The organism is Streptomyces sp. NBC_01808 (genome assembly GCF_035917395.1).
GTDB lineage: Bacteria > Actinomycetota > Actinomycetes > Streptomycetales > Streptomycetaceae > Streptomyces.
In genome coordinates, this window is record NZ_CP109072.1 from 6,768,710 (window position 1) to 6,793,625 (window position 24,916).

At 73.4% G+C, this 24,916-nt stretch carries 22 protein-coding genes and 2 pseudogenes; 18 read left to right on the top strand and 6 right to left on the bottom strand.

Annotated features, from left to right (window positions below; translation table 11 throughout):
- The first annotated feature begins 110 nt into the window (after window positions 1–110).
- The 6 genes from OG946_RS29875 to OG946_RS29900 all read left to right on the top strand — a co-directional run bounded on the left by OG946_RS29875 (window position 111) and on the right by OG946_RS29900 (window position 8,026).
- Window positions 111–1,580 carry a sulfatase-like hydrolase/transferase gene (locus tag OG946_RS29875; RefSeq protein ID WP_326799064.1) on the top strand — a complete coding sequence of 490 codons (1,470 nt, stop codon included), beginning with the start codon at window positions 111–113 and terminating at the stop codon, window positions 1,578–1,580.
- Window positions 1,577–3,988 carry a family 43 glycosylhydrolase gene (locus OG946_RS29880; RefSeq protein ID WP_326799065.1) on the top strand — a complete coding sequence of 804 codons (2,412 nt, stop codon included), beginning with the start codon at window positions 1,577–1,579 and terminating at the stop codon, window positions 3,986–3,988. Before OG946_RS29875 ends, OG946_RS29880 begins: the two co-directional genes overlap by 4 nt.
- 136 nt (window positions 3,989–4,124) lie before the next feature.
- On the top strand, window positions 4,125–5,768 hold the full coding sequence (locus tag OG946_RS29885) for a phosphodiester glycosidase family protein (protein ID WP_326799066.1): 1,644 nt from the start codon (window positions 4,125–4,127) through the stop codon (window positions 5,766–5,768).
- Between the two features lie 75 nt (window positions 5,769–5,843).
- Window positions 5,844–6,866 (top strand): alpha/beta hydrolase, encoded by a 1,023-nt coding sequence (locus tag OG946_RS29890; RefSeq protein WP_326799067.1) that lies wholly within the window; start codon window positions 5,844–5,846, stop codon window positions 6,864–6,866.
- Between the two features lie 123 nt (window positions 6,867–6,989).
- Window positions 6,990–7,838, top strand: a complete 849-nt coding sequence (locus OG946_RS29895) for a helix-turn-helix domain-containing protein (protein WP_326799068.1) — start codon at window positions 6,990–6,992, stop codon at window positions 7,836–7,838.
- Window positions 7,835–8,026 carry a DUF397 domain-containing protein gene (locus OG946_RS29900; RefSeq protein ID WP_326799069.1) on the top strand — a complete coding sequence of 64 codons (192 nt, stop codon included), beginning with the start codon at window positions 7,835–7,837 and terminating at the stop codon, window positions 8,024–8,026. Before OG946_RS29895 ends, OG946_RS29900 begins: the two co-directional genes overlap by 4 nt.
- On the opposite strand, the gene OG946_RS29905 is transcribed toward OG946_RS29900, so the two are convergent.
- From OG946_RS29905 to OG946_RS29915, 3 genes are all read right to left on the bottom strand, one after another.
- On the bottom strand, window positions 7,960–8,463 hold the full coding sequence (locus OG946_RS29905; protein ID WP_326799070.1) for a hypothetical protein: 504 nt from the start codon (window positions 8,461–8,463) through the stop codon (window positions 7,960–7,962). The genes OG946_RS29900 and OG946_RS29905 overlap by 67 nt on opposite strands.
- 117 nt (window positions 8,464–8,580) lie before the next feature.
- Entirely contained in the window at window positions 8,581–8,961 is a 381-nt protein-coding gene (locus tag OG946_RS29910; protein WP_326799071.1) for a hypothetical protein, read from the bottom strand.
- A 126-nt stretch (window positions 8,962–9,087) separates the two neighbouring features.
- Window positions 9,088–9,333: a hypothetical protein gene (locus OG946_RS29915; protein ID WP_326799072.1), complete on the bottom strand. Its 246-nt coding sequence runs from the start codon at window positions 9,331–9,333 to the stop codon at window positions 9,088–9,090.
- 303 nt (window positions 9,334–9,636) lie between these two features.
- Here OG946_RS29915 and OG946_RS29920 point away from each other — a divergent pair, with 303 nt between their 5' ends.
- The 3 genes and pseudogenes from OG946_RS29920 to OG946_RS29930 all read left to right on the top strand — a co-directional run bounded on the left by OG946_RS29920 (window position 9,637) and on the right by OG946_RS29930 (window position 12,023).
- Window positions 9,637–10,491 carry an alpha/beta fold hydrolase gene (locus OG946_RS29920; RefSeq protein WP_326799073.1) on the top strand — a complete coding sequence of 285 codons (855 nt, stop codon included), beginning with the start codon at window positions 9,637–9,639 and terminating at the stop codon, window positions 10,489–10,491.
- A 226-nt stretch (window positions 10,492–10,717) separates the two neighbouring features.
- Window positions 10,718–11,050, top strand: a pseudogene (locus tag OG946_RS29925) (abortive phage infection protein); the annotation flags it as partial.
- 163 nt (window positions 11,051–11,213) lie between these two features.
- Window positions 11,214–12,023: a hypothetical protein gene (locus OG946_RS29930; protein ID WP_326799074.1), complete on the top strand. Its 810-nt coding sequence runs from the start codon at window positions 11,214–11,216 to the stop codon at window positions 12,021–12,023.
- 58 nt (window positions 12,024–12,081) lie between these two features.
- Here the strand turns inward: OG946_RS29930 and OG946_RS29935 are convergent, their stop codons facing one another.
- Window positions 12,082–12,948, bottom strand: a complete 867-nt coding sequence (locus OG946_RS29935; protein WP_326799075.1) for a peptidoglycan DD-metalloendopeptidase family protein — start codon at window positions 12,946–12,948, stop codon at window positions 12,082–12,084.
- A gap of 46 nt (window positions 12,949–12,994) precedes the next feature.
- Window positions 12,995–14,263: a hypothetical protein gene (locus tag OG946_RS29940; RefSeq protein ID WP_326799076.1), complete on the bottom strand. Its 1,269-nt coding sequence runs from the start codon at window positions 14,261–14,263 to the stop codon at window positions 12,995–12,997.
- Window positions 14,264–14,449: 186 nt separating this feature from the next.
- Between OG946_RS29940 and OG946_RS29945 the strand changes: the two genes are divergently transcribed.
- The 5 genes and pseudogenes from OG946_RS29945 to OG946_RS29965 all read left to right on the top strand — a co-directional run bounded on the left by OG946_RS29945 (window position 14,450) and on the right by OG946_RS29965 (window position 18,847).
- Complete coding sequence (locus tag OG946_RS29945) at window positions 14,450–15,454, top strand: winged helix-turn-helix domain-containing protein (RefSeq protein WP_326799077.1); 1,005 nt, start codon at window positions 14,450–14,452, stop codon at window positions 15,452–15,454.
- Window positions 15,455–15,618: 164 nt separating this feature from the next.
- Window positions 15,619–15,801 (top strand): annotated as a pseudogene (locus OG946_RS29950) (alkaline phosphatase D family protein); the annotation flags it as partial.
- Between the two features lie 297 nt (window positions 15,802–16,098).
- The gene (locus OG946_RS29955; protein WP_326799078.1) at window positions 16,099–16,470 is read left to right on the top strand and encodes a cell division protein SepF; all 372 of its coding nucleotides are present in this window, start codon (window positions 16,099–16,101) and stop codon (window positions 16,468–16,470) included.
- Window positions 16,471–16,620: 150 nt separating this feature from the next.
- Entirely contained in the window at window positions 16,621–17,901 is a 1,281-nt protein-coding gene (locus tag OG946_RS29960) for an AAA family ATPase (protein ID WP_326799079.1), read from the top strand.
- 151 nt (window positions 17,902–18,052) lie between these two features.
- A complete protein-coding gene (locus tag OG946_RS29965; protein WP_326799080.1) occupies window positions 18,053–18,847 on the top strand; it encodes an SDR family oxidoreductase in 795 nt (264 codons plus the stop codon).
- 101 nt (window positions 18,848–18,948) lie between these two features.
- Here the strand turns inward: OG946_RS29965 and OG946_RS29970 are convergent, their stop codons facing one another.
- Window positions 18,949–19,170 (bottom strand): hypothetical protein, encoded by a 222-nt coding sequence (locus OG946_RS29970; RefSeq protein ID WP_326799081.1) that lies wholly within the window; start codon window positions 19,168–19,170, stop codon window positions 18,949–18,951.
- Window positions 19,171–19,305: 135 nt separating this feature from the next.
- Here OG946_RS29970 and OG946_RS29975 point away from each other — a divergent pair, with 135 nt between their 5' ends.
- From OG946_RS29975 to OG946_RS29990, 4 genes are all read left to right on the top strand, one after another.
- Window positions 19,306–19,653, top strand: coding sequence for a nucleotide pyrophosphohydrolase (locus OG946_RS29975; protein WP_326799082.1), 348 nt, complete (start codon window positions 19,306–19,308; stop codon window positions 19,651–19,653).
- Window positions 19,650–20,588: a homocysteine S-methyltransferase gene (gene mmuM, locus OG946_RS29980; RefSeq protein WP_326799083.1), complete on the top strand. Its 939-nt coding sequence runs from the start codon at window positions 19,650–19,652 to the stop codon at window positions 20,586–20,588. The genes OG946_RS29975 and mmuM overlap by 4 nt, the downstream gene beginning before the upstream one ends.
- A gap of 111 nt (window positions 20,589–20,699) precedes the next feature.
- Window positions 20,700–22,220, top strand: a complete 1,521-nt coding sequence (locus OG946_RS29985; RefSeq protein ID WP_326799084.1) for a 3' terminal RNA ribose 2'-O-methyltransferase Hen1 — start codon at window positions 20,700–20,702, stop codon at window positions 22,218–22,220.
- Window positions 22,217–24,904, top strand: a complete 2,688-nt coding sequence (locus OG946_RS29990; protein ID WP_326799085.1) for a polynucleotide kinase-phosphatase — start codon at window positions 22,217–22,219, stop codon at window positions 24,902–24,904. Before OG946_RS29985 ends, OG946_RS29990 begins: the two co-directional genes overlap by 4 nt.
- Window positions 24,905–24,916 lie beyond the last annotated feature (12 nt).

Here is a 24,916-nt window from a genome sequence, read left to right on the forward strand (position 1 = left end):
GCCACTGACAACCCCTCCGCCGCTTATGACGCTGCGCCGTCCCCCGACGCCGGGATGAGGATTCGGTTCCTCCCCGGTCCGAACGCCGGGGCTTCCTCGAAAGGGCAAGAGTGAACCTGCTGTTCCTGATGACCGACCAGCACCGCGTCGACACCCTGGGCTGTTACGGCAACCCGCACGTCGCCACCCCCCACCTCGACCGGCTCGCCGCCACCGGCACCCGGTTCGGGAGGTGCTACACCCCCACCGCCATCTGCACCCCCGCCCGCGCCAGCCTGCTCACCGGACAGGCGCCGTTCCGCCACCGGCTGCTCGCCAACTACGAACGCAACGTCGGCTATCTGGAGGACCTGCGGGACGACGCGTTCACCTTCCCCGGCGCGCTCGCCGAGCGCGACTACCAGCTCGGGCTGATCGGCAAGTGGCACGGCGGCACCCACCGCAACGCCGCCTCCTACGGCTTCGAAGGGCCCGACCTGCCCGGCTGGCACAACCCCGTCGACCACCCCGACTACCTCGCCTACCTCGACGAGCGGGGGCTGCCGCCGTACCGGATCTCCGATCCGGTACGCGGCACCACCCCCAACGGCAACCCCGGCAACCTGCTCGCGGCCCGCCTCCACCAGCCGGCCGAGGCCACCTTCGAGCACTACCTCGCCACCCGCGCCATCGAGCACCTGGACGCCTACGCGGCCACCGGCCGCCCCTTCTTCCTCGCCACCCACTTCTTCGGCCCGCACCTGCCCTACCTGCTGCCCGACGAGTACTACGACATGTACGACCCGGATCTGGTCGAGCTGCCGCAGTCCATCGCCGAGACCTTCGAGGGCAAGCCGGCGGTCCAGCGCAACTACAGCGCGCACTGGACCTTCGACACCCTCCCCATCGAGGTCACCCGCAAGCTGATCGCCGTCTACTGGGGCTACGTCACCCTCATCGACCGGCAGATCGGCCGCATCCTCGCCCGCCTCGACGAACTCGGCCTCACCGACGAGACCGCCGTGTTCTTCACCGCCGACCACGGCGAGTTCACCGGCGCCCACCGGCTCCACGACAAGGGCCCGGCGATGTACGAGGACATCTACCGCATCCCCGGCATCGTCCGCGTCCCCGGCGCCCCGCCGCAGGTCAGGGACGAGTTCGTGACCCTCACCGACTGCACGGCCACCATCCTGGACCTCGCAGGATGCGACACCGCGCCCGCGGTCGACAGCCGCAGCCTGCTGCCGCTGGTCCGCGGCGAGCACCCCGAGTGGCCCGCGGAGCTGCTCGCCGAGTTCCACGGCCACCACTTCCCGTACCCGCAGCGCATGATCCGCGACGAGCGCTACAAGCTCGTCGTCAACCCCGAGTCCGTCAACGAGCTGTACGACCTGCACGCCGACCCGCACGAGCTGACCAACCGCTACGCGCACCCCGAGATGCTCCCCGTACGCCGCCGGATGCTGCGCCGGCTGTACGACCTGCTGCGCGAGCGCGGCGACAACTTCTACCACTGGATGACGCCGATGTACGACGTCGGCGCCCTCGACTACGACCCGACCCTCAGCGCATTCGAACCGGAAGGAACCACCGCATGAGACGGACGTGGACACGGACCGCGCTGCTGCTGTGCGCGCTCCTCGCGGGACTGCTGCCGCTGTCGTCGGCGACGGCCGCGGACCCGGACCCGGCACCCGCCCGGGCCCCGGCGTCGGCCCCGGCGTCGGCCCCGGCGTCGGCCCCGGCGTCGGCACCGGAAAAGAAGAGCGCCCCCGGGACGTACACCAACCCGGTCACCGACGGCGTCGTCGACACCTTCCCCGACCCGGTGACGATCCGCGGCAAGGACGGCTACTGGTACTCCTACGGCACCCAGAACCCCGTGTTCCAGACCGGCGGCGAGCAGGGCGAGCGGATGCTGCCGATCCTGCGGTCCAGGGACCTGGCGAACTGGGAGTACGCCGGCGAGGTCTTCACCCCCGAGACCCAGCCCGAGTGGCACCGGGGCTCCCGGCTGTGGGCCCCCGACATCCGCTACAACGACGGCCGCTACACCCTCTACTACTCCGTCCCGGGACGCGACACCGTCGGCGGCGCCACCGCGCCCACCCCGACCGGACCGTGGACGGACACCGGGCCCGTGCTGCCCGCGCCCAGCGGTTGCCCCACCGGCGGCATCGACCAGGCGCAGTTCACCGACCGCGACGGCAAGACGTATCTGTACTGGGGCAGTTACGACATCCTCTGCGTCGCCGAGATGAACGCCGACCGGACCCGCATCACCGGCGAGGTGACGAAGGTCGCCCAGGGCCGGCGCATGGAAGGCGCGTTCGTCGTCCGCCGCGACGACCACTACTACCTCTTCTACTCCGACGCCGGCTGCTGCGACGGCGCGTACAGCGGCTACCAGGTCAAGGCAGGCCGCTCCACCAGCCCCACCGGGCCGTTCCGCGACGACGAGGGCGTCGACCTGATGGCGCCGACCAGCAAGGGCGCCATCGTCCTCGGCGCCAACGGCAACCGCTGGATCGGCCCAGGACACAACGGGCTGACCACCGACCTCGCCGGCCAGGACTGGCTCGTCTACCACGGCATCCCCGCCGACAACCCCGACCTCGACCGCTTCCCCGAGCTGCCCGACCGCCAGCTCACCCGGCGCCCGATGCTCATGGACCGGCTCGACTGGATCGGCGGCTGGCCCGTCGTCCGCGCGGGCGCCGGGCCCTCCGAGGGCCCGCAGCGCGCCCCCGTCACCGACTGGGACGCCGGCGGCACCTTCGCCGGCGGCTCCCTCGACGGCTGGCGCGCCGACGGCGCCGGCACCGGCGGCTGGTCGGTGGCGGACGACGCCGACTCCGGCCCGTACGCGACCCACGGCGGCGGCGACGGCACGGCGTTCCTCGTCACCGGCGACACCGCGCCGCGCGACCTGCGCGCCGAGGCCGACCTGCGGGTGACCTCGGCCGAGGGCGCGGCGGGCCTGACCCTCGCCTACCGCGATCCGCGCAACCACACCACCGCCTGGCTCGACCGCGCGCGCGGCGCGCTGGTCACCGACGTCGTCGTGGGCGGCCGCAGCCACGGCGAGCAGGTGACGCCGCTGCCCGCCTCGTACGACTGGGACTCCTGGCACAACGTCACCGTCGAGATCCGCGGCGGCCGCATGACCGTCGAGGTCAGCGGCGACCGGCTGCGCGACGCCGTCGCCGCCCACGAGCGGAAGCTGCCCGGGGCCGCCACCGGGGCCGGCGCGGTCGGCACCGCGGCGCGCGGCGGCGGGGCGGCGGCCGACAACGTCGGCGCGGCACGGCTCTACGAGCCGGTCACCCAGCGCGTACCCGAGCCGGCCACGGGCCGTCTCCTGCCCGGCTACGGCGACGAGTTCGACTCCGCCGCCGTGCCCGGCACCGAGCCCGGCTCCCCGTGGCGGTGGCTGCGCGGCCCGGCACCCGGCGTGACCGCGGACGGCGGCGAACTGGTCTGGCCCACGCAGAACGGCGAGCTGCACCTGAACAACAACACCGCCTCCGTACTGCTGCGGGACGCCCCCGAAGGCGACTACACGGTGACGGCGAAGCTCGGCTTCGACCCCGCCCAGCCCAACCAGCAGGCCGGACTGCTCCTTTACGCCGACGACGACAAGTACTTCAAGATGACCCACTCCGCGCTGCCGCTGAACCGCGGCGGCGGCACGGTCCTCGACGTCAGCGAGTTCGGCAAGGAAGGCGGCCGCCCCACCACCTCGCCGCCGACGCCCGTCGCCAACGCGCCCATGTTCGGCGGCCCCACCGCCGACACCATGTGGCTGCGGCTGTCGTACCACCACGACGCCGAGAACGGCGAGCACGAGGTGCGCGCGGCCACCAGCCGCGACGGCCGTACCTGGGTGCACAACGGGGTGTGGACGCTGCCCGGGGACGAGCGGCTGCAGATCGGGCTGGTGTCGATGAACAAGGAAGGAGCGGTCGCGAAGTTCGACTACGTACGCACCCACCGGAGCCGCTGACGGCGGGGGGTAGTTGTCCCCGACGTCTTGACGGCGGTCTCGATCACGCTCACGGTTGCTGAGGCTGGTCCACCGGCCCCGCCGGCACTCCTGGTGCCGGCGGGGCCGCCTCGTGCGTCACCTCGGAGAGGTCCTCGTGAACAGCAAACTGCTCGGCGCGGGCACGGTCCTGGCGCTCCTCGCCTCGGTTGCCGCGATGACGTCATCGGCGGCGTCGGTGCCGGCGTCGTCCGCACCCTCCGCCCCGGCCTCCCCGGCGGCGGCGAAGCCCCTGCCGCTGGGCGACACCGGCCTGACCGAGACCAGGACCACCGAGACGCTGCAGCCCGGCGTCACCCTCACCCGCATCGTGCGCGGCGCCGGCAGCCCGCAACTCCCCTGGACCGTCGAGGTGTCCATCCCCGGCGGCGCAGGATCGCCCGACCCCGACGCGCCCCCCGCCGCCCTGCGGGACCGGGCCAGCGCCGAGGAACTGGCCGCGAAGCTCACCGGCGCCGGCTTCGCCGCCCGCGCCGAGGAGGTCACGACGCCCGCGGTCGCCGACTTCGCCGGGGGCACCCTCGGCTGGCGGGTCCGCGTCGGCTCGTTCGACGGGCAGGCCGCCGCGAACGCCGAACGGGCCCGGCTGGTCGCCGCGGGATACGCCGGCTCCGCCGCGTACACCGGCTGGGACGGCGACCCCGGCGTGCGGGGCACCTGGCGGGTCGACGTGCTGACCGTCGACCCGCGCACCTTCCGCGGCGGGCTCACCGCCTCGTACGGTCCCGACCTGGAGAACCGCGAGAAGACCAGCGAACTCGCCGCCGCCGCGGGCGCGACCGCCGGGGTCAACGCCGGGTTCTTCGTCCTCGACCCGAAGGCCGGCGCCCCCGGCGACCCCGCGGGCGTCGGCGTCTACGACGGCCGCGTGCTCAGTGAGTCCGTCGGCACCCGGCCCGCGCTCGTGCTCCACGACTCCGCCCGCGGCACGAGCGTCACCCGCCTCGGCTGGCAGGGCAGCGTCACCGCCCGCGGCGGCGCGCTGCCGCTGGACGGCATCGACCGCGTACCGGGCCTCATCCGCAACTGCGGCGGCACCGCGGACGACACCCCGACCGCCCTTCCGCGGCACGACGTGACCTGCACCGACGACGACGAAGTCGTCGCCTTCACCGAGGAGTACGGGGCCCGCACCCCCGCGGGCGACGGCACCGAGGCGGTGCTCGACGCCCGCGGCCTGGTCGCCGAGGTGCGCTCCCCGCGCGGCGGCCCGCTGCCGGCCGGCGGCGCCTCCGTCCAGGCCACCGGCGAGCACGCCGCGGAGCTGGCCGCCCTCGCCCGCCCCGGCGAGCAACTGCGCATACGCCACGGGCTGCGCGACGACCGCGGCCGCCCGCTGGCCACCCCGCCCGGCACCGCCGTCGTCAACGGCGGCCCCGAACTCGTCCGCGACGGCCGCACGCACGTCACGCCCGGCGCGGACGGCATGGTCCAGCCGGCGAACCCGAGCTTCTCCTACGGCTGGATGCACAAGCGGAACCCGCGCACCCTCGCCGGCGTCGACGCCGCGGGCCGCACCGTCCTCGTCACCGCGGACGGCCGCGCCACGGACTCCCTCGGCCTCAGCATCCCCGAGAGCGCCGACGTCGCCCGCGCCCTGGGGCTGCGCGACGCCGTGAACCTCGACGGCGGCGGCTCGACCACGATGGCCGTCGGCGGCGAGGTGATCAACGACCCGTCCGACGCGGCGGGGGAGCGGCCGGTCGGCGACGCGCTGCTGATCCTGCCGGAGAGCCGCTGACGACGCTTCCTGCTCCGAGAACACGCACGTCCGAACACGCACGTCCAGCGACCCACACCACCAACGGGAGCCGCCATGACAGCAGTTCAGACCGTGAGAAACCGCTTGCTCCTCATCTTGACCGCCCTGCTCCTCACCCTCGTCCCCGCCGCCCCGACGCTCGCCGCAGCCACCCCGGAAGGCCCCGCGGAAGCCGCCGCACAGGGCGGCCCCCGGGGTGACGCCGAGGTCGTCGGCGTCGAGCAGGTCGGCGAGCGCCTGGTCGACCTGTCCGTACGGTCCCCCGCCCTCGGCGGCCGCACCGTCCCCGTACGCCTGCTGACCCCCGACGGCTGGGATCCGGAGAAGCCCGGCCAGAACTGGCCCACCCTGTGGCTGCTGCACGGCTGCTGCGGCGACTACACGTCATGGACGTCGGCGACCGACGTCGAGGACACCGACGACCTGCGGAACGTCCTCGTCGTCATGCCCGAGGCCGGCTGGAACGGCTGGTACAGCGACTGGTGGAACTTCGGCGCGGGCGGCGACCCGGCCTGGGAGACCTTCCACACCGACGAGTTGCGCCGGCTGCTGGAGAGCGACTGGGGCGCGAGTTCCAACCGCGTGGTGGCGGGCCTGTCGATGGGCGGCCAGGGCGCGCTGATGTACGCGGCCCGCCACCGCGGCATGTTCCGCGCCGCCGCCGCCTACTCCGGCGCCGCGCACCCGCTGCTCAACGACGAGTCGGTCAACCGCATCATGGGCTTCTTCGGCGGCCAGGGCGACGACCCGCGCCGCGTCTGGGGCGACCCGGTCGACCAGCGCGCCATCTGGCAGGCCCACGACCCGTACTACCTGGCCAAGAAGCTGAAGTCGACGCCGGTCTACCTCTCCTGCGGCGACGGCACGGCGGGCCCGCTCGACCCGCCCGGCGCCAGGGACGCCCTGGAGGCGGACTTCAACAGGCAGAACCAGGCGCTGGCCGACGAGCTGAAGCGGGTCGGCGCAAAAAAGGTGATCACCAACCTCTACGGTCCCGGCACCCACCGCTGGGCGTACTGGGAGCGGGAGTTGCACGCCTCGCTGCCGATGCTGCTGGACGCGCTGAAGGTGCGCTGACGAACCCGTACAGGACCCGCCCAACAGCCGGTTGGGCGGGTTACTCACTGGACTGGAATAGTCACGGTCGGTAATCATGACGGTGCCGGAGTTCCGGCAGTGACACATGAGAGGTGGCCGGACATGGGGAAAGTCGGCAACGTCAGCCTGTACGGGGGCGAGTCGGAGGCGGCGGACAATCTCAAGACCTTCGGGGCGATGCTGAAGGTGCTCCGGGACGAGGCGGGCTTGACGCAGGAGGCGTTGGCCGAGGGCCTGGGGTACTCGGTGGAACACATCTCCAAGATCGAGCGGGGAGGCCGGTTCCCGCCGAGGGACCTGGACAAGCTGGCAGAGGAGGTCCTGGGCCCGCTGGCGGCGAGGCTGCTGAGGGAGACGCGCCTGAGCCTGACGAGGAAGGCGGGCCTGGCGTCGCGGTTCAGGCATTGGGCGGTGATCGAGAAGGAAGCGGTCACGTTGTACGCGTACGAGTGCCGGGTCGTGCCGGGCTTGTTGCAGCCCGAGTCGTACATCCGCGCTCTGTTCGAATCTGTACTTCCCCCTCTGGTCGAGGAGCAGATCGAGCAGCGGGTCGCGGCAAGGCTGGAGCGGCAGGCCGTCCTCGATGAGCGGCCGAACACGTACTTCGGCTTCATCATCGAGCAGGCGCTTCTGGAGCGGCACATGGGCGGGAAGGAGGTCACCCGCACCCTCCTCGACCACCTTCTGGCGATGGGCAAACGGCGCAACATCGAGATCCAGGTGATGCCGCTTCGCGCGGCGCATCATGTCGGGTCAGCCGGTTCCATCTACCTCGCAGAGACCGTCGACCACAAGTGGCTTGGCTACTCCGAGGGACAGCGGTCGAGCAATCTGATCAGCAACCTGACCGACGTGGGTATTCTGCAGCAGCGGTACCGGAAGCTCAGTTCCCAGGCGCTCAGCCACGAGGCTACCGTGGAGCTGTTGGAGCAGATGCGAGGAGACCTATGAGCAGCATCGGACCGGACTGGTTCAAGAGCAGCTACAGCAGCGGCGACGCCGACAACTGCATCGAGATCGCCGTCACTTCGCAGGCTGTCCTCGTCCGTGACACGAAGGACCGGGAGGGCGGTCAGCTCTCCGTGACCCCCGCGGCCTGGGCCGACTTCGTCACCTTCGCCAAGGCCGTCGACCTCTGAAACACCCCCGCCCGTGCGGCCGCCCCCCGGCCGCACGGGCGCCGCGACGCCCGGCGTCGAGGCCGCATTCTTGCTTCGTAGTCTGGAAGCCCCTCGGCAAGGGCCATCTCCACCGAGTCGGGGTCGTCCGAGCCCGCGGCGTAGCCGGTCGGCTTGCCCCGCCCCAGGAAGGTGATGTCCGGGTACCCCTCGACCCGGACCGTCATGAACGGATGCAGGTCTATCGACTCGGCCATTTCCCCCTGTTGATACACGTCCAAGGCCACATCGGCACCGCTGCTGTAGGCGAAGAGCAGCCAGACGTTGATGGACGCCTCAAGTTCGAAATCCAGAGCCGACTTGACCTCGTCAAGGCTGCCGCAGATGTGGTGTGCGTCCTTCCTGGCAGCTCCGGGAGACACGCCGAACCTCAGATCGTAGAAGCTCTTGGGAATCATGCGTGGGAGCGTACCTATGGGGACCGACAGCCTGCGCAACGCCAACCAAGGCGGCGATCTTCCGGCAGGACAGCCGGTGGACCCGCACGGCCGAAGCCCGTTCGCGGGGCAGTCCGCTCACGGCCCGCCGAGCTTGGCTATGAGGTCCGCATCGCGCATGCGGGGCAAGGCGTAGCCCTCGTCCTCGTGCCACGGGACATCGCTGTCGTCCAGGTGCACGCGCCACTCCGCTCCCGGCAGAGCGCGGCGCAGCTCGGTTACTGAGTCCAGCACATGGGTGATCACCGGCAGTACGCGGCCGAGGTCCCGCGGCATTTTGGTGGACCCCGCCACGATCTCGCCCGGCCCGACGCCACCGTCGCTGTAGAGATGGAGACATGCCTCGTACTCGTACGGGAAGGACGACACGTGGGCGGCAACGATGCGTTCGACAGCGGCCGTCTCGGTCGCCGTAAGCGGCACCGGCCGGCTCGCGGTGTAGTAGAGGGAAACGCTCATGGCCCGAGCGTACCGGTGGAGTACGACAACGCTGCCAGGCACCGCACTTGGTCGGCGCTCCACCTCCTCGGGGTGCTCTCGCCGCCATCGATGACCGGCTATGACCGGCTGGGCAGCGTCACCTCCCTACGACGGAATCTCCCAGACGTCGACGGAACTGCACTTGCCACTGCTGATGACCACAGGGCGACCGTGGAGCTGGGTCAGCCGTACCCCGAACACCTCGAGATGGTACTTCTGGAACGGCCTGCCCAGCAGCCGACGTTCTGCCAGGTCCCAGACGCAGATGGTGCCGTCCTCGGCCCCGGTGACAGCGACAGGGACCCCGTGCACGGTGCCGGCGTCGAGGCACACGATTTCGCCACCGGGCACGGTGAGCTCCTCTCCCCACTCGCCGGACCTCGGATCTCCCACGAGGAGCCGCTGCCGGCCCGCCGCCACGACCTGGGTACGGCCGTCTACCGCCGCCAGGGCGAAATCGGTGAGCGTCGCGCCGGCTCGGTCGTCCCCGTCGCAAGCCCGACTCGCTGTCCGCCGACCGGGGCCACGACCACGACGTCTAGCGCGACCAGGTCCGTGCCCAGGGCATCGGCAGGTCACACAAGCGGACCAATCCGCCGAGCGACGCGCCCCGGTGGGAGCGGCGGTGCCTGCGGGCCCGCGTACGTTCGCCCCATGGCCCCCTTTTCGCCTCGCGAAGCGCATGTGAACGGACAGGTCGTCGAGTATGTGCGGTCCGGCGACGGACCAACGCTGGTGCTGCTCCACGGCTACCCTCAGACCTGGTACGAGTACCGAGCGGTCATCCCCAGGCTTGCCGAACACTTCACCGTGATTGTGCCGTCGTTGCGAGGCGCGGGTGGTTCGAGTGCACCCGTGGGCGGCTACGACAAGAGGACGATGGCTCAGGATCTTCGGGCCCTGCTCACCGACCTCGGCCTTGAGCAGGAGATCAGGCTGGTCGGTCACGACATCGGCAGCATGGTCGCCTACGCCTACGCGGCGCAATACCGCGACGGCGTGGCCGCACTGGTGTTGAGTGAGGCGCCGATCCCTGACCCGGGCATCTACCGGTTCCCGTCGCTCACCCCGGCCGGACCGGGCATGTGGAACTTCGGGTTCTTCAGCCTTGCCAACGGATTGCCGGAAGCGATGATCCAGGGGCGGGAGCAGGTGTGGGTGGAGAAATTCATCGGCGCGATGGCGGTCCGCCATGAGCGGGCCGTCGACCCCGGCGCCGTCATCGAGTATGCCCGGCACCTCGCGGACCCGGACCATCTGCGAGCCAGCTTCGAGTGGTTCAGGACTCTGGACCAGGACGTGGCCGACAACCGCGCCTTCGCCGAACGGCCACTGGCCATGCCGGTGCTCGCCGTCGGCGCCGAGAACAGCCTCGGCCAGGCCGTATCCGACCAGGTACGCCGGTACGCGACCGACGTCAGGGATGAGGTGGTCCCAGACAGCGGCCACTGGATCTTCGAGGAGCGTCCGGAGGAGATGACCCGCTTGTTGCTCGACTTCCTGCGATGAGCGGACCGATACCTTCAGCAAGTCGCCCACTCCTGAACGAAAACGGACTCCAGCTGCGTTCGTGATGCGGTCAATGTGACCGTTCCTCGAACGGTTCCCATACTGGTCACCTGACTCGACCAGCTCTCCCGTTCCGTCCTGCCCGCGCAGGCTGCCGGTCGCGGTGACGGTGAGAGCCACGGGAGGCGCAGGTGCGGGGACGGGGAGTGCAGGCACGGGGGTTGAGCCGGAAGCGGTTCCTGGCCGGGGCGCGAACGTCCTGGAGCGGATCGAGAACATCCAGAACGGCACCTTCGACCCCGTCGAGATGCAGCGCAAGCTTGACGAGTTCACCGCCCGCGCCGCCGCCGTCGGCCGGTCCGTCTTCGGCGGCGAACTCAGCTACGCCGCCGCCCAGGACGACGAGGTCGACTGGGACCTCTTCGACACCGTCAGCTACGCCATCGTCAAGCCGGTCCAGGACACCCCCGGCGACCCGGAGTCGCCCTGGCACTGGGAGCCCAAGGAGGCGTACCACGCGCTCGCCTCCCGCTACGCCCGCGCCGCCGCTAGGCGGTAGCGGACGCGCGCGCCCGGGTGCCCTCCCCGGGCGCGGCCCCTACCCTCTACGCTCGGACCGCCCGCGGTGGCGGCAGCGCCCCGCGGCGGCCCGCCGCGGACCGCGGCGCTGTGCGGGCTGTGCGGGTGGGGAAGGCCGGGAACGGTACGGGACGGGGTGCGCGATGGCCGGTACGACGGGTGGCGGGGGCCGGGTGCGCACGTACCGCGGCCACCTCGGATCGATGATCTTCCTCGCCCTGCTGTGCGCCGTCTTCGGCGGGCTGTTCGCGTTCTTCGGACTCCTGCTGGTCATCGGCGCCGACGCGCCCGGCGCCGTGGCGATCCCGTTCTGCGCCGCCGCGCTGGCCCTGTTCCTGCTCGCCTTCTGCGTCGTCCGCGGCGTGACCGTCGTCGGCGACGACGGCCTCACCCTGCGCTGGCTGCGCACCAGGCGGCTCGCCTGGGCCGACCTCGTCGCCGTCGAACTCGAGCACAACGAGCCCGCGTCGGCGCAGCGCAAGCGTCCCGTCATGGGCGTCGTGGTCTACCACCGCGACGGCCGCAGGGTGAGCCTGCCGAACGTCATCGACACCCGGATCCTGAGCGCCCACCGCGAGGTGGAGGTGATCCGCGAGGTCTGGGAGCGCCACCGCGGCGCGGACTGGACGCCGCGGCCGGAGGTGGCCGGGACCGCGCGGGCCAGGGCCGGCGCTTCCGCACGCGATCAGAACTCCGTGGTCGAGGCGCTGTGGTGGGGCAGGACCGCGGTGCGCGTGCTGGTCTTCGGGATGCTGATCGTCGTCGTGCTTTTCCTCGCCACCGGAAACGCCGAGTCGTTCCCCGACATCCCGGGCGCGGTCCTGGCGGGCGTCTTCGCCGCGGCGTTCCTCGCCCCTGTCGCGATCGCGCTGGCGGGCGTGGCCCGTAGACGACGCGGCGAGGATCGCGGCCAGGACGGGGGCCCGGAGGGCGGCGAACCGCCGCCCTGGTGACGCGGGACCCGGCGCAGGAGCCGGCGCGGGACGCCGGCCCCTGCGGGTCCGTGAGGGTTCAGCAGAGGGGTACGCCCGGGAGTTTCGCGTCCGGATGGTCGATGTAGATGTTGGAGATGAATCCGCGCTGGTCACGCAGCCGGCTCCACCAGTCGTTGGTGTAGCCCTCGGCGTTGACCACATCGCCCTGCTTCTGGCACTCGACGAACACGGACGTCGGACCGGGCAGGGTCGTCACCACCGGGGCGCTGAGACGCGCGTCCGCGCGGACGCGGACGTCGCTGCCCCAGGTGGTGAAGTTGGTGTTGCCGCAGTTGTCGCTGCGCAGGTGGTACTGGCCGTACGAGCCGGGATAGGGCAGCGCGGAGCCGTTGATGCGGATGTCCTGGCCGACGCCGTTGAGGAGCTGCTCGTAGTGGATGTGGGCGCCGGAGGAGTTGCCGGTGCTGCCCGTGACGCCGATCTGCTGGCCCTGCCCGACCGAGGCGCCGTCGGCGACGGAGAACGACGCCAGGTGGAAGTAGTACGTCTTCCAGCCGCCGCCGTGGTCGATGACGATGTAGTTGCCGGCGCCGCCCGCCTGGTAGTGCCGGGTGGCGGTGCCCGCGGCGGAGGCGACCGTCGGCGTGCCCGCGGTGGTGCCGCCGTCGGAGCGGATGAAGTCCAGCGCGCGGCGCACCTCGGCGCTGTGGTGGCTGTACGTCCACTGCTGGCCGCAGGGGAACGGCGCCTTGAAGTTCGGCGCCAGCATGGGGCCCGGGTCGGCCTGCGCCGGCGCCGCCGCGGTCAGTCCCAGCAGTGTCAGCAGCGCGGCGACGACGACCGCCGCGGCCCGCCGCGCCGGCCGGCGCGCGGCAGCGGCACCGGCACCGGCAGCGGGGGCAGGCGCGGGCGCGGGGGCGGGGGAGTGGGGTCTGCGAGGCATCGGAGCGCCTCCTTCGGTGGGGGTGGAGGGAGTGGGGGTGGCGCGTTCAGCACTCGGGGACGCCCGGCAGCCAGGCGTCGGCGACGTCGATGAAGATGTGGGAGATGTAGCCGCCGTAGTCGGGCAGATAGGCCCAGGCGTCGTTGGTGTGGCCGTCGTACGTGATCTGCTCGCCGCGCTCCTGGCACTCCACCCGCACCTGCGTAGGCCCTGGCAGGGTGGTCAGCACCGCGGAGGAGGTGTTCGACGCCTGGCGGACCCGCACGTCGGTGCCCCAGGTGGGGAACCGGGTGCCGGTCTGGTCGCCGGTCCACAGGAACGTCACGTCGACCCAGCCGTTGTCGTTCAGGCCGACGTTGTAGAACGTGCCGTCGGCCAGGTCGATGCCCGCCGGGTTCGCGACCCGGCGGCCGAACTCGTCAAGCCCGCCGTTGTAGCCGTTCTGGTACGCCGCCTGCGCCTCCGGCATGCCCTGCGGCAGGTCCCGCCACGACTCGCGCACCGACGGCGGACTCCAGTAGTCGTCCTTGGTGTTCCACGGCCCCACGTCCCACACCGGCGCCGTCTCACACCGCGCCGGGCCGCAGACCTGCACCGAGTACTCGGCGCTGCCCTTCGGGGACAGCCCGCGCCGCGACGGCAGGGCCACGAAGTGGTCGTTGGGCTGGATGACATGGCCGTTGGCGGTCGTGCCGCCCACCAGGCCCTCGCGGGTGGCGAACAGCCGGTACGTCAGCGGGGCCGCGGCGGCGCGGGCACGCGGCGCCGCGTCGGTGTCGGCCCGTAGCCGCAGCCCCTGGACCGTCGGCGTGCCGCCGGTGCCGGAGGCGCGCAGCGTCAGCCGGGCCTGGACCTCGGTGACCGCGAACGGCAGCCGGGCCGCCTCCGCCGCATCCGCGCCCGCCGGCAGCCACTGGGTCCAGCCGCCGTCCGGCGCCCGGCCGCGGACGTCGACCGCGACCTCGGCGCCCGCGGGGACCCGGGCGTCCAGCTCGGCCCGTACCCGGTTGACGGGACGGTCGAGCCGCTCCGGGGCCAGGACCTGGCTGCCCTCGCCGGGGACCGACCGCAGGGACGCGGGTGCGGCGGTCTGCGAACGCAGCCGCAGATCGCCCTGTACGTACCGGACGTTGACGTCGTCCGCGCCGACGTCCGCGAGGTCCGCCCGCCACGTGGCGGCCGGCGCGGGGCCGCCGGCCTCCGCCGTGCCGCCGGCCGCCGCCCCGGCATACGCCGGGTGCGCGACGGCGGCCGCGCAGATCGCGCCGGTCAGCGCAACCCTGCGCCACCGGCTCCGTGTTGGTGTGCGCCGCATCTGGCTCCTTCCCGTGTTCCGTAGCTGCTCGCGAAGGTGCTGGCCGTGCGGCGACGCATCGTAGGCACCCCTGGACCCCCGCGCCGCACGGGTTTTCCGCCACCGTCGAAAACCCGAGTCCACCGCGGCCGGAACGGGAGCGGTCGCGCCGGAGACAGCGCAGGCCGCGGGTGGTTACCCTCGGGTATGGCCGGAAAGCTTCATGTCCACTTCAATGACCGGGACTTCCGCCACGTCCAGCTCGCGCGCACCGCCGACCCGATCTGGGAGGCGATCCTCGGGCTGCACGTCGCGTACACCCCCGCACCCCGCCTCCCCGCCCGGCTGCGCCCCTGGCACCGCCGCGCCCGCCACCGGCTGCAACAGCACGACCTGCGCCGCACCTGCCGGTTCGTCAACGGCATCGCACCCGCCGACGCCACCTACTTCCCCGACTTCCTCACCCCCGCAGAATCCGAGGACGGCATCACCGCCGCCCTGCGCACCCTGCGCGCCACCCCCGCCACCCGCCTCGCCCGCGAAATCCGCCTCGCCGCCCGGCACCGCCCCCTGCCCTCCTGGACCCGCCGCCTCGCCGCCGGCGACCGCACCGTACTCGCCGACCTCGCCGACGCCTTACACCACCTCCACCACCACCTCGTCGCCCCCGACTGGAGCGAAATAGAAGCCACCGTCGCCGCCGACCGCGCCCGCCAACTCGAAGCACTCGAAGCCGGCCTCCCCGCCGTCCTCGCCACCCTCGAACCCTTCACCTGGACCGACCCCGTCCTCACCGCCCCCTATCCCGTCGACTCCACCCTCCACCTGCACGGCCGCGGACTCCGCCTCATCCCCTCCTACTTCTGCCACACCACCCCCGTCGCCCTCGCCGACCCCGGACTCCCACCCGTCGTCGTCCACCCCGTAGGCAGCAACCCCGCCCCGCCCCCAGCCACCGGCCCCGCCCCCCACCGCGACACCGCACTCGCCGCACTCCTCGGCACCAGCCGCGCCCGCGTCCTCGCCGCCCTCACCCCCACCCCCGCCCCCGCCACCACCGGCGGCATCGCCGCCCGCCTCGGCATGCCCGCCTCCTCCGTCAGCGGCCACCTCACCGTGCTGCGCCGCGCAGGACTCGCGGAAAGCGAACGCGCAGGACCCCACGTCGTCCACCGCCTCACCGCCCGCGGCAGGCACCTCCTCGACGGCTGACCGGCACCACCCGTGCCGCACCCGCGCCCGGCACCATTCGCCGCACGTCTTCCGCAGGTTCACCCGCCGCTGCTGTGATACCTGCGCCCCCCACCCCGAGCACCAGGGAGGCAGGCGTGAACCTCGTCGTCAACGGCGACGCAGAGACCGGGCCCGGAGGCACCGGGATCGACGTCTACGACGTCACCCCCGAACGCTTCACCGCCCACATGCGCGTCATCGGCGACCGCCGCGACCCGGACTCGCCCGTCACCACGCTCACCACCTTCCACGTCGACCGCGGCACGACCGGCAGCTACGAGGACGAGGCGACGAAGAACTCCCCGGCCCAGTACCGCCGCGACTGACCCGCGCGACCGGAACGCACAGGCGGTCGGCACCCGGCCGGACCCCGCACGCCGTCGGCCGCACGGCGTACGGACCCGGCCGGGTTGCCGCCTGGGGGATCCCGCCCGATCGTCCGCCGCGCCCAACACCCAAGTCAATCCTCGGATTTGCTTGAGACGGGCCGAGCGGAACCTCGGGGTCGCCCGGGACGTAAAAACCCGGATTCCCGTGTGTCCCTCCGCGGTCACCTGTTCGGCCCATCGATAGAATCGCCCGATGGCCGCACCGGGAGCACGCGGAACCGCAGAGGAGGCACGTTGACCGGACATGACGTCACCGACGAGCAGTGGCAGGGGCTCGCCGAAGTCGTCCCCCTGCGCGGCAACGAATGGCCCTCCTGGACCGGGCACCAAGCCCTCGACGACCCCGAAGTCGACGCCGACCAGCGGCAGTTCGTCGTCATCCGCTGCCAGGTCTTCGCCGACGCCCGGCGCGTCGCCGAATACCTGATAGCGCAAGTCCCCGTCCTGCTCGACCTCACCGGCGCCGAGATCGACGTGGCCAAACGCATCCTCGACTTCGCCAGCGGCGTCACCTTCGGCATCCAGAGCAGCATGCACCGCGTCGACCGCAACGTCTTCCTCCTCGCCCCCCTCGGCACGGAAGTCGAACCGGTCGCCAGCCGCTGACGGCGTCGCCGCTCACCGACCGCCGGCACGACGTCCTTACCGCGCCCGAACGGGCGAGCCCCCGCGGATCCGCGGGGGCTCGCCCGTTCGGGCGAAGGTGCCGCTGCCGGAACGGTTCCGCTGACGGCGCGCTCAATAGCGTCCGGGAACATGACCTCCCCCACCGGGCACCCTCCCCGCGCCCCCCGCGACCTCCTGCGCGACCCGCCGCGGGACACCACCCTGCGCACCGCCCACACCGGCCGCCACCCCCACACCGACCGCGCCACCCTCGGCGAACTCCACGTCTCCGCCTTCAAGTCGCACCGCGGCACCCGGCTCGGCCTCGGCCCCGTCACCCTGCTCACCGGCGGCAGCGGCAGCGGCAAGACCGCGGCCCTGGAAGCCTGCGGCGTACTGGCCAGACTCGGCGCCGGAGCCACCCTGGAAGAGGCGTTCGCCCCGGTGCCGGGAGGCGTCGCCGCCTGCGTACCGCAGCGGGCCAAACCCGACGCCGCAGGACGCCGCGGCGTCCGCCTCGGCTGCACCGTCCGCGGCCCCCTCGGCGACGTACGACTCGACGTCGCCGTACAGGCGGAACCCGAACTCCGCATCGTCGGCGAACGCCTCACCGGCGCCGGACACACCCTGCTCGCCACCGCACTCCGCGACCCCCGCCGCGACCGCGTCCAGGCCTCCTGGCACACCGGCCCCGCCCCCGTCACCCGCGCCCCGCTCCCCGACGACCGGCTCGGCACCGCCCTCTTACCGCTCCGCATCGGCGGCCGCACGGACGGCGAACAACTCGTGCTCGCCGCCGCGGAACAAGCCGTCCTCGCCCTCCGCTCCGTCTACCCCTGCGACCCGCACCCCGCCCTGATGCGCGCCGCCACGGCCGTGCCCATCGGCGGCGAACAACTCACCCCCGACAGCCGCAACCTCCCCGCCGTCCTGCGCCGCGTACGCGACGAGTGCAGCCTGCGGCACGCGGCCCTCGTGGACGCCCTGCGCGGCGGCTGCGCGGGCCCGGTCCACGACCTGACGACGGAGGAATACGGGGACGGGCTGGTCCGCGCCGTGCTGCTGCGCGAACCGGGCCGGCGCAGCACCCCGGTCGAGACCCTGGGCGACGGCGAGTTGCGCTACCTCGCGCTGGCGCTGGTCCTGCTCACCGGCCCCGGGGTGCTGGCGGTGGACCCGGCCTCGGAGGTGCTGCCGGCCCGCCAGGTGCTGACGGTCCTGGCGGACGGGCTCGACCGGAGCCTGGACGCCCGGCAGGCGAGGGAACTCGTGGCGCTGTCCGGACGGATGGGCGCGCGCGGCCACATCCGGGTGCTGGGCTCGGTCGGCGACCCGTCGCTTGCGGAGGCGGAGTGCGCCACGGCGGTGCCGCTGCCGCAGCGGCGGGAGCGGACGGGGCCGCAGGGGGAGGGAGCGAAGGCGGAGGAATGACGGAGGGCGACTGACGGATGTCAGATGTCGGAAACTGTCAGTCGTCAGGTCGTGGAAAAAGGCGTTGCGGGGCCGGCGGGGGTGTGCCTGATCATGGGGAGCCGCCGACTCCGGTGAGACGCCCCCACGAACGATGCGAAACGGAGTGCACATGCCCCTCCAGGGCCGGACCGCACTGGTCACCGGCGTGAGCCGCGAGCAGGGAATCGGGTTCGCCATCGCCCGCCGGCTGCTGGCCGACGGCACGCGCGTCTTCGCGCACGGCTGGACGCCGCACGACGACGAGATGCCCTGGGGCGCCGACCGCGGCGGCACCGCGGCCGTCACCGCCGCCCTCGGCGGCGAGGGCGACCGGCTCGCCTACGCCCACGCCGACCTCGCGGAACCCGAGGCCCCCGCCGCGCTGCTGGCCGCGGCGGGGGAGCGGTACGGGATGGTGGACACCCTGGTCGTCAACCACGCCCGCAGCTCCACGTACGACCTCGACGGGCTGACGGCCGCCGAACTGGACCTGTGCTGGGCGGTGAACGTCCGGGCCACGCTGCTGCTCGTGCAGGCGTACGCGGCGCAGTACGACGCGGCGGCGGGGAAGGAGCGGGGCGGCGGCCGGGTCGTGCTCTTCACCTCCGGCCAGCATCTGGCACCGATGAGCCAGGAGATCCCGTACGCGGCCACGAAGGGAGCGCTCCAGCAGTTGACGCTGACGCTCTCGGACGCCCTCGTCGACCGCGGCATCACCGTGAACTGCATCAACCCCGGTCCCACGGACACCGGTTGGGCGACCGGCGAACTGGCCGCCCAGGTGGGCCGGGCGCTGCCCCGCGGCACGTGGAACACCCCGGACGAGGCGGCGGCCGTGGTGGCGCTGCTCCTGGGCGACGACGCGGCGACGATCACGGGCAACACGGTCGACGCCGAGTCGGGCTTCCGGCGCTGGGTGTACTAGGGCCGAGGTCGCCGCGTGCCCGTCGCGGCCGTGCGGCGACGTCGGCCGCGCCGCCGTACCGTGCCGCCGCGCCGCCGTCCCGCACCGTGCGCCGCCGTGCCTCACGTCGAGACGTCGACCTCCACGTCGAACTTGAGCGTGGGCGGCTGCCCCTGGCCGATGCCCCGGTAGGTCACCTTGCCGGTGGGCGTGTACCCGCGCGCCCACGCCTCGTCGATGACGAGTCGACGCTCCTTCGGATACGGCTCGCCGCGCCTGACGCGTGCGTCGAAGCGCCGGGCACGGTCACGGTCGGCGTCGAGTTCGACGCGCAGCAGCGTCATGGGTCACCGCTCCCAGGATCGTGTGGACGCCGGCGGCGAAGAGTTCTTCGTCGGGCCACCGGTCGTCCAGGTGGCCGTGCTCGTTGAGCGCCGGCGGGCGACTTCACCGTCGGCCCGGGTGGTAGACAGGGGCGCATGAGCGACGACGTGCAGGCACTGCAGAAGCGGCTCGCGGCGTTCGCCGCGGCACGGGACTGGGAGCAGTACCACACCCCCAAGAACCTCGCCGCGGCGCTGAGCGTGGAGGCCGCGGAGCTGGTGGAGATCTTCCAGTGGCTGACGCCCGAGGAGTCCGCGCGGATCATGGCGGAACCGGACGCGGCGAACCGGGTGACGGACGAGGTCGCGGACGTGCTGTCGTACCTGCTGCAGTTCTGCTCGGCGGTGGGGGTGGACCCGCTGGCGGCGCTGGCGGCGAAGATCGAGCGCAACGAGAAGCGGTTCCCTGCGCCGCAGGATCCGGAGCCGGGGGAGGGGCGTTGAGACCCGTCTCGTCGTTCGCGGAGGCGGTCGGGCGGGCCGCGGCCGGCGGCCCGCCGCTGGTGCTCGACGGGGGCCTGTCGAACCAGCTCGAAGCGCAGGGCTGCGACCTTCGCGACGCACTGTGGTCGGCCCGGGTGCTCGCGGAGGACCCGGCGCAGATCGAGGCCGCGCACGCCGCGTACGTACGGGCCGGGGCGGACGTGCTGCTGACGGCGAGCTACCAGGCGACGTTCGAGGGCTTCGCGCGCCGCGGCGTCGGGGTGGCGGAGGCGGCCCGGCTGCTGACGAGCAGCGTGGCGCTGGCCCGGCGGGTGGCGGACGAGGCGCCCCGGCCGGTGTGGGTGGCGGCGTCGGCGGGCCCGTACGGGGCGATGCTGGCGGACGGCTCGGAGTACCACGGCCGGTACGGGGACGGGGTGGGCGTCGCGGAGCTGGAGCGCTTCCACCGGCCCCGGCTGGAGGTGCTGGCGGCGGCGGAGCCGGACGTGCTGGCGCTGGAGACGGTCCCGGGTGTGACGGAAGCGACGGCGCTGCTGCGGGCGGCGGCGGGTCTCGGCGTACCGGTGTGGCTGACGTACACGGTCGCGGGCGGGGCGACCCGGGCGGGCGAGCCGCTGGCGGACGCCTTCGCGGTCGCGGCGGACGACGAGGGGGTGGCGGCGGTGGGCGTCAACTGCTGCGCGCCGGAGGACGTCGCGTACGCGGTGGAGACGGCGGGGCGCGTCACGGGCAAGCCGGTGCTGGCGTACCCCAACAGCGGCGAGACCTGGAACGCGGAGACGCATGCCTGGCGCGGCCCCGGCTCGTTCGACGCCCCGGCCGCGGCCGGTTGGCGCCACGCGGGCGCCGCCGCCCTGGGCGGCTGCTGCCGCGTCGGGCCGCAGGCGATCGCCACGCTGGCGGCGGAACTGCACGGGAGCGGCACGGCCCGGTGAGGACTGCGCGCGCGGGCGAGCACTGCTCTACGCGGTGAGCGCCGCTCGCGCGCCCCCACCCCACCGAAACCCGATGGCCCGCGCCCCACCCCGCACGAAATACTCGCTCATGTGTTCCTGACCATGACCGCGACCGGCACCGACGCCGCGCCCGCCACCGACCTCGGCTTCCTCCTGCACAAGCACCCCGGCAAGGCGCAGGAGTTCGCCACCTCGCGCGGCACGGCCCACGTCTTCTACCCCGAGGCGAACCCCGCTCGCTGCACCGCCGCGCTGCTCCTCGACGTGGACCCCGTCGGCCTCGTGCGCGCCGCGAAGGGCAAGGGCAAGGGCGGCAAGGGCAAGAGCCCCGACTCCGCCCTCGCGCAGTACGTCAACGACCGGCCGTACGCCGCGTCCTCCCTCCTCGCCGTCGCGCTCGGCCGCGTCTTCCGCACCGCCATGACCGGCGTCAGCCGCACCCACCCGGAGCGCGCCGCCCAGCCCCTCCCGCTGCGCATCGAGGTCCCCGCCGTCCCCGCCCGCGGCGGCCCCGAGCTGGTCGCCCGCCTCTTCGCGCCCATGGGCTGGCGGGTCGCCGCCGATGCCGTGCCGCTGGACCCCGAGTTCCCCGAGTGGGGCGACTCGCGGTACGTGTCCCTCGTCCTCGACGGCGAGGTGCGGCTCGCCGACGCGCTGCGCCATCTGTACGTCCTGCTGCCGGTGCTCGACGACGCCAAGCACTACGGCGTCGCCCCCGACGAGGTCGACAAGCTGCTGCGCGCCGGCGAGGGCTGGCTGGAGGACCACCCCGAGCAGCGCCTCATCACCGGCCGGTATCTCTCCCGCCGCTGGTCGCTGGCGCGCGAGGCGCTGGAGCGGCTGGAGCTGGCCCGCCTCGCCGAGTCCGACGACGCCGAGCCCGAGGAGCTGGACAACGCCGTCGACGAGGCGACCGACACCGAGGAGAAGCCGGTGCCGCTCGCGGTGCAGCGCCGCGCCGCCATCGCCGAGGCGCTGCGCGCCGCCGGCGCGGCCCGGGTGCTCGACCTCGGCTGCGGCCAGGGCCAGTTGGTCAAGGAGCTGCTGAACGACCCGCGGTTCACCGAGATCGTCGGCGTCGACGTGTCCCTACGGGCCCTCGCCGCCGCCGCCCGCCGGCTGCGGCTGGAGCGCATGGGCGAGCGGCAGGCGGCGCGCGTGTCGCTGCTGCAGAGCGCGCTCACGTACACCGACCGCAGGCTCGCGGGCTACGACGCCGCCGTGCTGAGCGAGGTCGTCGAGCACGTCGACCCGCCGCGGCTGCCCGCCCTGGAGTACGCCGTCTTCGGCTCCGCTCGCCCCGCGACGGTGGTCGTGACGACGCCCAACTCCGAGTACAACGTGCGCTGGGAGTCGCTGCCCGCCGGCCACGTCCGGCACGCGGACCACCGCTTCGAGTGGACCCGGGCGGAGTTCCGCGCCTGGGCCGGGCCGGTCGCGGCACGGTTCGGCTACGCGGTGGCCTACGAGGGCGTGGGCCCCGACGACCCGGAGGTCGGCCCGCCGACCCAGCTCGCGGTCTTCACCAGGACCGGCGCCCGCACCGAAACAACCACCGGCACGACCACCGGAACGACCGCCCCCACCCACACCCCGAAGGAGGCGTCATGAGCGACACCACCCCGGCATCCGACACCGCCGCCCGCCGCCTCGGCGTCCCCGACCTCTCCCTCGTCGTCCTCATCGGCACCACGGGATCCGGCAAGTCCACCTTCGCCCGCCGGCACTTCAAGCCCACCGAGGTCCTCTCCTCCGACCTCTGCCGCGGCCTCGTCGCCGACGACGAGAACGACCAGTCCGCCTCCGGCGACGCCTTCGACGTCCTCCACTACATCGCCGGCAAGCGCCTCGCCGCAGGCCGGCTCACCGTCGTCGACGCCACCAGCGTCCAGCCCGAGGCCCGCCGCCAGCTCGTCCGGCTCGCCCGCGAGCACGACGTGCTGCCCGTCGCGATCGTCCTCGACGTCCCCGAGAGCGTCTGCCGCGAGCGCAACGCCGCCCGCCCCGACCGCGCCGCCATGGGCGCCCACGTCATCCCGCGGCAGCGCCGCGAGCTGCGCCGCGGCCTGCGCGGGCTGCAGCGCGAGGGCTTCCGCGCCGTGCACCACCTGCGCGGCACGGACGAGATCGACGCCGCCCACGTCGTGCTGGAGCGCCGCTACAACGATCTGGCACACCTCACAGGACCGTTCGACCTCATCGGCGACGTGCACGGCTGCGCGAGCGAGCTGGAGACGCTGCTGACGAGCCTCGGATACGAGGACGGGGTGCACCCCGCGGGCCGTACGGCGGTCTTCGTCGGCGACCTCGTCGACCGCGGCCCGGACAGCCCCGGTGTGCTGCGCCGCGTCATGGGCATGGTCGCCGCGGGCAGCGCGCTGTGCGTGCCCGGCAACCACGAGAACAAGCTGGGCCGCCTCCTGCACGGCCGCAACGTCAAGCTGACGCACGGCCTCGCCGAGACCGTCGAGCAGTTGGAGCGCGCGGAGGCGGCGGAGCCCGGGTTCCGCGAGCGGGTGCGGACGTTCGTCGACGGGCTCGTCAGCCACTACGTCCTCGACGGCGGCCGGCTCGTCGTCAGCCACGCCGGCCTGCCGGAGAAGTACCACGGCCGCACCTCCGGCCGGGTGCGGTCCTTCGCGCTGTACGGGGACACGACGGGCGAGACCGACGAGTACGGGCTGCCGGTGCGCTACCCGTGGGCCGAGGAGTACCGCGGCCGCGCCGCCGTCGTCTACGGCCACACCCCGACGCCGGAGGCGTCGTGGATCAACAACACCCTCTGCCTCGACACCGGCTGCGTCTTCGGCGGCAAGCTGACCGCGCTGCGCTGGCCGGAGCGCGAACTGGTCGACGTCCCGGCCGAGCGCGTCTGGTACGAGCCGGTCAAGCCCCTCGCGGCCGGCGCCGCCGGTACGGACTCCGCACTGGCCGGAACGGCCGGCGACCGCCCGCTGGACCTCGCCGACGTGCACGGCCGCCGCGTCGTGGAGACCGGCCGGCACGGCCGCGTCGCCGTACGGGAGGAGAACGCGGCGGCGGCTCTGGAGGTCATGAGCCGCTTCGCGGTCGACCCGCGGCTGCTGCTCTACCTGCCGCCGACGATGGCGCCGACCGCCACCTCCGCCGAGGAGGGGCATCTGGAGCACCCGGCGGAGGCGTTCGCGGCGTACCGCGCGGACGGCGTGGCGCGGGTGGTGTGCGAGGAGAAGCACATGGGTTCGCGCGCCGTGGCGCTGGTGTGCCGGGACGCGGGCGTGGCGGAGAAGCGCTTCGGCCTGCCGCCGGGCGCGGGAGTGACGGGCGCGCTGCACACGCGCACGGGCCGCCCGTTCTTCTCCGGCGCCGAGCGCACCGAGCAGGTGCTCGCCCGTGTCCGCGACGCGGCGACGGCGGCCGGGCTGTGGGAGGAGCTGGGTACGGACTGGCTGCTGCTCGACGCCGAGTTGCTGCCGTGGTCGCTGAAGGCGGGCGGGCTGCTGCGGCAGCAGTACGCGGCGGTGGGCGCGGCGTCGCGGGCGGTGTTCCCGGGTGCGCTGGCGGCGCTGGAGGCGACGCGGACGCGCCTGGCGGCCACCGCGCCCGCGGCACCGGCCGCGGGCACCGACCCTGCAAGCGTCGCGGGCACCGCCCCCGCCTCCGCCGCGGGCACCGACCCCGGCACCGCCCTCGCCGCCCTCCTCGACCGCCAGCGCGAGCGGGCCGCCGACGCCGAGTCGTTCTCGGCGGCGTACCGCCGCTACTGCTGGCCGGTCGACGGCCTCGACGGCGTGCGCCTGGCCCCGTTCCAGCTCCTCGCCACCGAGGGCCGGAGCCTGGCGGGCGAGCCGCACGACGTCCAGCTCGCCCTGCTCGACCGGCTGGTGGCGCAGGACGCCACCGGCCTGCTCCAGCGCACCGGGCGGCTGTACGTCGACACCGGTGACGACGAGTCGGTGGCCGCAGGCGTGGCCTGGTGGCAGGAGATGACGGCGGCCGGCGGCGAGGGCATGGTCGTCAAGCCGCTCCAGGCGCTCGTACGGAGCGGGGAGGGCCGGCTCGTACAGCCGGGCGTCAAGTGCCGCGGCCGGGAGTACCTGCGGATCATCTACGGCCCGGAGTACACCCGGCCGGAGAACCTGACCCGGCTGCGCAGCCGCTACCTGGGGCACAAGCGCTCCCTCGCGCTGCGCGAGTACGCGCTGGGCCTTGAGGCGCTGGACCGGCTGGCGGCGGGGGAGCCGCTGTGGCGGGTGCACGAGGCGGTGTTCGCGGTGCTGGCGCTGGAGTCGGAGCCGGTGGACCCGCGGCTGTGAGACGGGCGGGCC

Excerpts from the sequence above, each read along its gene's own strand:
- OG946_RS29880 (WP_326799065.1), top strand. The coding sequence starts at position 1,577 with ATGAGACGGACGTGGACACGGACCGCGCTGCTGCTGTGCGCGCTCCTC.
- OG946_RS29890 (WP_326799067.1), top strand. The coding sequence starts at position 5,844 with ATGACAGCAGTTCAGACCGTGAGAAACCGCTTGCTCCTCATCTTGACC.
- OG946_RS29895 (WP_326799068.1), top strand. The coding sequence starts at position 6,990 with ATGGGGAAAGTCGGCAACGTCAGCCTGTACGGGGGCGAGTCGGAGGCG.
- OG946_RS29900 (WP_326799069.1), top strand. The coding sequence starts at position 7,835 with ATGAGCAGCATCGGACCGGACTGGTTCAAGAGCAGCTACAGCAGCGGC.
- OG946_RS29905 (WP_326799070.1), bottom strand. The coding sequence starts at position 8,463 with ATGATTCCCAAGAGCTTCTACGATCTGAGGTTCGGCGTGTCTCCCGGA.
- OG946_RS29910 (WP_326799071.1), bottom strand. The coding sequence starts at position 8,961 with ATGAGCGTTTCCCTCTACTACACCGCGAGCCGGCCGGTGCCGCTTACG.
- OG946_RS29920 (WP_326799073.1), top strand. The coding sequence starts at position 9,637 with ATGGCCCCCTTTTCGCCTCGCGAAGCGCATGTGAACGGACAGGTCGTC.
- OG946_RS29930 (WP_326799074.1), top strand. The coding sequence starts at position 11,214 with ATGGCCGGTACGACGGGTGGCGGGGGCCGGGTGCGCACGTACCGCGGC.
- OG946_RS29935 (WP_326799075.1), bottom strand. The coding sequence starts at position 12,948 with ATGCCTCGCAGACCCCACTCCCCCGCCCCCGCGCCCGCGCCTGCCCCC.
- OG946_RS29940 (WP_326799076.1), bottom strand. The coding sequence starts at position 14,263 with ATGCGGCGCACACCAACACGGAGCCGGTGGCGCAGGGTTGCGCTGACC.
- OG946_RS29945 (WP_326799077.1), top strand. The coding sequence starts at position 14,450 with ATGGCCGGAAAGCTTCATGTCCACTTCAATGACCGGGACTTCCGCCAC.
- OG946_RS29960 (WP_326799079.1), top strand. The coding sequence starts at position 16,621 with ATGACCTCCCCCACCGGGCACCCTCCCCGCGCCCCCCGCGACCTCCTG.
- OG946_RS29965 (WP_326799080.1), top strand. The coding sequence starts at position 18,053 with ATGCCCCTCCAGGGCCGGACCGCACTGGTCACCGGCGTGAGCCGCGAG.
- OG946_RS29970 (WP_326799081.1), bottom strand. The coding sequence starts at position 19,170 with ATGACGCTGCTGCGCGTCGAACTCGACGCCGACCGTGACCGTGCCCGG.
- OG946_RS29975 (WP_326799082.1), top strand. The coding sequence starts at position 19,306 with ATGAGCGACGACGTGCAGGCACTGCAGAAGCGGCTCGCGGCGTTCGCC.
- OG946_RS29990 (WP_326799085.1), top strand. The coding sequence starts at position 22,217 with ATGAGCGACACCACCCCGGCATCCGACACCGCCGCCCGCCGCCTCGGC.